Below are 6,949 nucleotides of genomic sequence, written 5' to 3' on the forward strand. Positions count from 1 at the left end.
ACGTCGACCAGGGCGTTGCCCATGCCGTACACGTCAAATTTTTTGTTCATCGTGTTGTCGTAGCGGAAAGACCTGAGCTTGGAAATGCCGAACAGTGCTCAGCGTTCGCCGACCAGAGGCGAGGTGACCTTGCGGAAGGTCTCGTCCAGGGAGGTGCGAACGTCAACCACGGTCGGCTTGCCGCTGGCCAGGGCGGTGTGCAGGGCCGGCGCCAGCTGATTCGGGTCCTCAACCCGGATGCCTTCGCAGCCCATGGCCTGGACAATTTTAGCGTGGTCAAAGTTGGCGAAATCGCAGGCGATATTGCGCTCCCCCTGGCCGTGTTTGACCCAACCCAGGGCCTGGTTGTTGAAGACCAGGTTGACAATCGGGATGTCTTCTTCGACCGCAGTCATGAAGCTGTTCAGGCCAATGGCGAACCCGCCGTCGCCACACACCGCAACCACCTGGCGTTCGGGATACAGCAGCTTGGCCGCCAGCGCGGCCGGGGCCGCATAGCCCATACCGCCCACCCCGGCCGGTTGCAGAAACGTCCCGGGCGCCTTGGTCTGAAAGTAGTGCATCATGAACAGCCGGTTTTCACCCGCGTCGCAGGTCACCAGCGCGTCGGGCGCGATGGCGCGCTGGAGTTCGGCAATGACCCGTTGGGGTAGAATCGGCGCAGCCTGAGACCGAAACTCCGGGGCGTCGAAAAAGCCGTGCTGACGACGGGCCGATTGCAGCCGGGCTTTGCGCTCGGAGACGGTCTGGGGGGACACGGTCTCGTTGGCGACCAGGGCTTCGCTCAGCTGGGCCAGGGCTGTTTTGGCGTCTCCAATCAGGACCATCTCGGCCGGATACGTCCACGAGGCATTCTTGGCCTCAATGTCAATCTGGATCAGGCGTTGTCGCTGGGGGTCGAGTAACTTGGCGGTTTCAAAGGCCGTATCGGTTGCCGCCAGCTTGGAGCCGACCACCAGCACCACGTCGGCCGCCCCGATTTCGGCGTTGGCCAGGCGGGTACCGAAGTTGCCGTATACGCCCAGAGCCAGCTCGTGGGTTTCGGCAAAGCAACCCTTGCCCGAGGCGCTGGTGGCGACCGGGGCGCCGATTGCTTCGGCCAGGGTGACCAGCTCCATATAGGCCTGAGCGATCCGCACCCCGTTGCCGGCGATGATCACCGGCCGCTCGGCCTCGGCCAGGACCCGGGCGGCCTGTTCCACCAGACGCGGGTCGGCGGGCGGAACGGGGACCGCCAGAAAGGGTTCGGTGGCGTACAGGGGTGGAACCGACTCGGGGCCCACCCGACCCCGCAGCGCCTGGCTGTGCAGTAGCACAGCCACCGGTCCTCGTTCTCCGGATAAGGCGTGTTTGAGCGCGATTTGCAGGCTGTGAACGCCTTGGACCGGATCGCTGGCCACAAAGGTGCGCTTGGTGATGGCCGAAAACGCCTGTTTGGCGTCCCAGGTGCCGTAGTCGCCGGTGCCAGCCTGGTAGGGGCCGTGCTGCGAGTAGGGGGCGTTATCGCTCAGATCGGTCAGCAGCAGCATCGGCGAACTCGACAGATGGGCTTCGACCGCGCCGAGGCTGGCGTGCAGCAAAAAGGCGGCCTGACCGATGGCCACGCCCGGCTTGCCGGTCAGACGGCCGTAGGTCTCGGCCATCACCCCGGCGCGCGCCTCTTCACGGACGAGCACCGTTCGGATCGTGTCCCGGTGGTCGTACAGGGCGTTGAACAGCGCCCCGGTATAGCCGCCCGGAATACCAAAGACCATATCGATTCCGGCCTGCTCAAGGACGCGGACAATGGCCTCACGTGGTGGGACGGATTGGTGAACAAGCGGCTGTGCCATACGGCTCTCCCCTATATTGTGCAGACTTTCCCCTTAGTCTGTCAGCTGCAGAAACTCGACCGGCACCCCGTCCGGGTCTTCGGTGTAGAAGCTCCGCATAGTGGGTGCAATCTGGATGATGTCCGAGGTGATGGTGACATCGCCCCGGCTTGTGAGCTGGCGGTATTTGGCCTCGACGTCCGCGACGTACAGCGAGATATGCGGGCTGCCGACGTTGTTATGATGGAGGTCGAGCGTGGTGCCGCCGGCCGCGACGTACTCGATCAGTTGGAGCAGAAACGAGCCGGCTTGCATGTAGACGACCTTGAGTTTGGCTCCGGGGTTGTTCGTCAGCCGGTCAAAGGCCGGGCTTTGGGCCTCAAGATATTCGCCTTGCTGCATCTCGGCGATGTCTCGGTAGAAGGCGATTGAGCGCTCCAGATTTTTGACCGTCAGGCCGATATGAAACAGTTCCGCCATAGGGCTGCCCTCCCGTCCCTGCCCATACCACACGCGGGGCACCAAACCCAAGCGCTTGTGTCTGCCTGCTGTCCTTATTTGCTTGCGTGGAAAATCTGCGGATGGTATAAGAGCCTGCGGTTCAGCACGGTGAGGGTGTGTCCCCCAGCCGGTCACTCCGGTGTCCCGATTTGGGCCTTGCTTCCCCGTGTAGAATAGACTGGTGGAATCCGCTGCAATTTGTATTTCAGCTGGCCCGTGGTAAACGCGGGCTCGAACAGGAGGGAACTTTGCAAGCATTTACATACGACGCACCGACATCGCTCAGTCAAGCGCTCAGCCAGCTGGCTGCTGCCGGCGACACCGGGCGGCTGTTGGCTGGAGGTACGGACCTCATTATTCAGATGCGTGCGGGTGTCAAACAGCCTGGGGTCATTATTGACGCCAAGACGATTCCTGAACTCCAGGGCTGCACCTTTAGCGCCCAGGATGGACTGCGGCTCGGTGCCTCGTATCCCTGCTGCAAGTTCATCGAAGACGCGACCATGCAGCAACACTATCCCGGCCTGGTCGAAGCGGCCGGCCTGATCGGCTCGGACCAGATTCTGAGCCGGGCTTCGGTCGGCGGCAACCTGTGTAACGGCTCGCCGGCGGCGGATACGCCGCCGGTCCTCATCGCGCTCGGCGCGAGCTGTCATATCGCCGGTCCGAACGGCGAGCGGGATGTAGCGGCCGAGGAGTTCGTGACCGGTCCGGGCGAGACCGTTCTGGGGCCGGATGAAATCCTGGTGGACATCCGTATTCCGGCTCCCCAGGGCCAGACGGCCGACTGTTATCAACGTTTCATTCCGCGTAACGAGATGGATATTGCGGTGGTCGGCGTTGGCTCGTGTGTGGCGCTCGACGGCGATACCTGTACGGCGGCGCGGATCGGCCTGGGCGCGGTGGCGCCGACCCAGCTGTTTGCCGAGGAGGCCAGCGTCTATCTGGTCGGCAAGCCGCTCACCGACGAGAATATCGCCCGGGCGGCTGAGCTGGCCCAGGGCATTGCCCGGCCCATCTCGGATATGCGCGGCACGGCCGAGTTTCGGACCCATTTGGTTGGCGTGTTAACGCGCCGGACGCTGAAACAGGCGGGTGATCGAGCCCGCGCAAAGGCCTAATACGCCGGACGTGAGCGGGGGGAGGGCGAAGCGGGTGACAGCCCGGGTTCACCCGGTCCCCGAGACATACGGCGCTCTCAACGAGGAAGGCAGGAGAAATATGGCAAGAAAGGTCCACGTTCAAACGACACTCAATGGCGAAGTTGCGGAGTTCCTGTGCGAGCCCCGCCAGAGCTTGCTCGAAGTGCTGCGCGATGAACTCGGTTTTACCGGCTCGAAAGAAGGCTGTCTGACTGGCGACTGCGGAGCCTGTAGCGTAATCATCAACGGCCGTACCTCGTGTTCGTGTCTGGTGCTCGGGGTTGAGGCCGAAGGCCAGGAGATCACGACGGTTGAGGGCTTGGCCGACGGCGATACCCTCCATCCGCTCCAGCAGAAGTTTCTGGAGCACGCCGCCCTGCAGTGCGGGATTTGTACGCCCGGTTTTCTGGTGACGGCCAAGGCGCTGCTGGATAGCAACCCCAACCCCAGCGAACATGAGGTGCGTTACGCCCTGGCCGGCAATCTGTGTCGCTGCACGGGCTACGATAAGATTGTGAAAGCGGTGTTGGACGCCGCTTCTGTCATGCAAGGGAGGTAAGCAATGGCGCAACAAGAGGCGAAATTCAAGGTCATCGGAACCCGTCCGATTCGGCACGACGGGGTGGATAAGGTCACCGGCCGGGCCAAGTATGGGGCAGATATCGATCTGCCCGGCCTGCTGCACGGCAAGGTGCTGCGCAGCCCCCACGCCCATGCCCGGATCAAATCCATCGATGCGTCGGCCGCGCTCGCCCTGCCCGGTGTGAAAGCGGTTATTACCAGTGCGGATCTGCCGGATCTGCCCGGCGGCGTGGTGCCCATGGGCGAGCTGCCAATGAACCCCCGCCATCTGTCGCTGAACGTACTGGCCCGCGATAAGGCGCTGTACGACGGACACGCGGTAGCGGCCGTGGCGGCGACCAACCCGCATATCGCCGAAGAGGCGGCCAAGCTCATCAAGGTCGACTATGAGGTCTTGCCCCACGTCCAGAGTGTGGTGGACGCCATGCAGGACGACGCGCCGATCCTGTTGTCCGATGTGCGGATTGAGGAGAAGGGCGATCAAGAGACAAACATTGCCAGCCATGTGAAATTTGAGCGGGGCGATCTGGAGGCCGGTTTTGCCGCCGCCGACGAGATCGTCGAGCGCGAGTTCGATACCGCGATGGTCCACCAGGGGTATATCGAGCCGCACAACGCGGTCGCCCAGCACAATTCCGACGGCCGCTCCACGATCTGGGTCAGCACCCAGGGCGCGTTTACCGCCCGCGACCAGACGGCCATGATTCTGGATATCCCGGCCAGTTCGATGAAGGTCGTGCCGGCCGAGATCGGCGGCGGTTTTGGCGGTAAGATTTCGGTTTATCTGGAGCCGCTGGCGCTGGTGTTGTCCAAGAAGACCGGCAAGCCGGTCAAGATGGTGATGAGCCGTGGCGATGTCCTGCGCGCCACCGGACCGACCTCGGGTTCGCACATCAAGGTCAAAATGGGCGCCACGAAAGACGGCAAGATCACCGCAGCCCAGATCTGGATGGCCTACGAGGGTGGCGCCTTTCCCGGCGCGCCGGTCGGGGCGGGCTGTATGACCGTGCTGGCCCCATACGATTTGGAAAACCTCCAGATCGACGGCTATGACGTGCTGGTCAATAAGCCCAAGACGGCCGCCTATCGCGCCCCGGGGTCGAGCAATTCGTCCTTTGCCGGCGAGACGGTGGTCGACGAACTGGCCGAAAAGCTCGGTTTTGACCCGCTCGAATTCCGCCGCATCAACGGCGCCAAAGAAGGCACGGCCCAGCCGGCCGGACCACAGTTCGGCAAGATCGGCTATCTGGAAACCCTGGATGCAGCCCAGAACAGCGACCACTACAAGTCTGCCAAGCCGCAGTCCGGCAACGGCAAGAAGCGCGGCCGCGGGGTGGCCTCGGGCTTCTGGTTCAACGCCGGATTTCAGTCCAGCGCAACCGTCAATATCAATAGCGACGGCACGGCCAACGTGGTCACCGGCTCGACCGATATCGGTGGCACCCGGGCCTCGTGTGCGATGATCGCCGCCGAGGTGCTGGGTCTGAAGGCCGAAGAAGTCCATCCGGTTGTGGCCGATACGGAGTCCATCGGTCATACCGATATGACCGGCGGCAGCCGGGTGACCTTTGCCACCGGGACGGCCGTGTACGAAGCCGCCCAGGATGTGGTCAACCAGCTCAAGGAACGCGCGGCAAAGGTGTGGAAGGTTGAGACCAAAGACGTGGTGTTCCAGGACGGGGCGGTGTCGTGTCCCAGCGACGAGAAGAACGAGCCCATGGACCTCAAGGAGCTGGCTACCAAATTGCCCAGGACCGGCGGACCGGTGTCGGGTCGGGCCCAGGTCAACCCGCGCGGAGTCGGGCCGGCGTTTGCGACCCATGTGGTGGACGTCGAGGTCGATCCCGAAACCGGCAAGGTCGATATTCTGCGCTACACGGCCACCCAGGACGTTGGTACGGCCATCCATCCGAGCTATGTCGAGGGTCAGATCCAGGGCGCGGTAGCCCAGGGCGTGGGCTGGGGTCTCAACGAAGAATACTTCTACGATGAGAACGGCACGCTGCGCAACGCCGGCTTTCTGGACTACCGGATGCCGACCTGCCTCGATCTGCCGATGATCGAGACGATCCTGGTCGAGGTGCCCAACCCGGGGCATCCGGTTGGCGTCCGGGGCGTGGGTGAGGTGCCGATTATCCCGCCACCGGCTGCCTTGGCCAACGCCATCCACAACGCCCTCGGGGTACGCATGGAAGAGCTGCCGATGTCGCCGGGCAAAATCGCCAAGGCGGTCATCGAGCAGGGCTAGGCGCCCGCTGACACCCCCCCTCCGTCCGGGAGGGGGAAAGCGCATGTATGGCCTCAACCGTCTTCATTCCTGCCCTGATGCGAAAGCTGTCGGGCGGCAAAGACCGCACAACGGCGACGGGTACGACTCTGCGCGCCATTGTGGACGATCTGGAGCGTCAGTTCCCCGGCTTTCGGGACCGGGTTGTCGAAGATAACGATCTGGCCGGCTCGGTGGCGGTTTCGGTCAACGGAGAGATCATCACCGGCGGCTTATCGGAGTCCATCCCGGCCGATAGCGAGATCCATTTCGTGCCGGCTATCGGGGGCGGCTGAGGCGACGCTCAGCGAGCGGTAGAGGTGATAGGGAAGGGCAGGGCTGCTCTTCCCTATTTTTTTGCGCATTTTCCAGCTACATTTCGGGTAGGTTTGCGAAACGGCTGTAGGGGCGGCCCCCCGTGGCCGCCCAGGGCAGGCACTGGGTCCTGCCCCTAGCGAAGCCGAGGAGGAAGACATGGCAGCGCAGCACGAGCATCAGTTCAAGGTCATCGGCACGCGTCCGATCCGCCACGACGGCGCCGATAAGGTCACCGGCCGGGCCAAGTACGGGGCCGATATTCACCTGCCGGGCCTGTTGCACGGCAAAATTCTCCGCAGCCCCCACGCCCACGCCCGGATCGTCTCGAT

At 63.3% G+C, this 6,949-nt stretch carries 6 protein-coding genes; 4 read left to right on the plus strand and 2 right to left on the minus strand.

Annotated features, from left to right (window positions below):
* Positions 1–98 precede the first annotated feature (98 nt).
* Together J4F42_20275 and J4F42_20280 are read right to left on the minus strand one after the other, a co-directional pair.
* Positions 99–1,832 (minus strand): thiamine pyrophosphate-binding protein, encoded by a 1,734-nt coding sequence (locus J4F42_20275; protein MCE2487857.1) that lies wholly within the window; start codon positions 1,830–1,832, stop codon positions 99–101.
* A gap of 33 nt (positions 1,833–1,865) precedes the next feature.
* Positions 1,866–2,291 carry a VOC family protein gene (locus J4F42_20280; GenBank protein MCE2487858.1) on the minus strand — a complete coding sequence of 142 codons (426 nt, stop codon included), beginning with the start codon at positions 2,289–2,291 and terminating at the stop codon, positions 1,866–1,868.
* A gap of 269 nt (positions 2,292–2,560) precedes the next feature.
* On the opposite strand from J4F42_20280, the gene J4F42_20285 reads away from it, so the two are divergent.
* From J4F42_20285 to J4F42_20300, 4 genes are all read left to right on the plus strand, one after another.
* The gene (locus J4F42_20285) at positions 2,561–3,433 is read left to right on the plus strand and encodes a xanthine dehydrogenase family protein subunit M (protein ID MCE2487859.1); all 873 of its coding nucleotides are present in this window, start codon (positions 2,561–2,563) and stop codon (positions 3,431–3,433) included.
* A gap of 100 nt (positions 3,434–3,533) precedes the next feature.
* Positions 3,534–4,013 carry a (2Fe-2S)-binding protein gene (locus J4F42_20290; protein MCE2487860.1) on the plus strand — a complete coding sequence of 160 codons (480 nt, stop codon included), beginning with the start codon at positions 3,534–3,536 and terminating at the stop codon, positions 4,011–4,013.
* A 3-nt stretch (positions 4,014–4,016) separates the two neighbouring features.
* Entirely contained in the window at positions 4,017–6,284 is a 2,268-nt protein-coding gene (locus J4F42_20295; protein MCE2487861.1) for a xanthine dehydrogenase family protein molybdopterin-binding subunit, read from the plus strand.
* A 47-nt stretch (positions 6,285–6,331) separates the two neighbouring features.
* Positions 6,332–6,598, plus strand: coding sequence for a MoaD/ThiS family protein (locus tag J4F42_20300; GenBank protein ID MCE2487862.1), 267 nt, complete (start codon positions 6,332–6,334; stop codon positions 6,596–6,598).
* Positions 6,599–6,949: the final 351 nt, after the last annotated feature.

Source organism: Desulfurellaceae bacterium (assembly GCA_021296095.1).
Lineage (GTDB): Bacteria > Desulfobacterota > Binatia > Bin18 > Bin18 > JAAXHF01.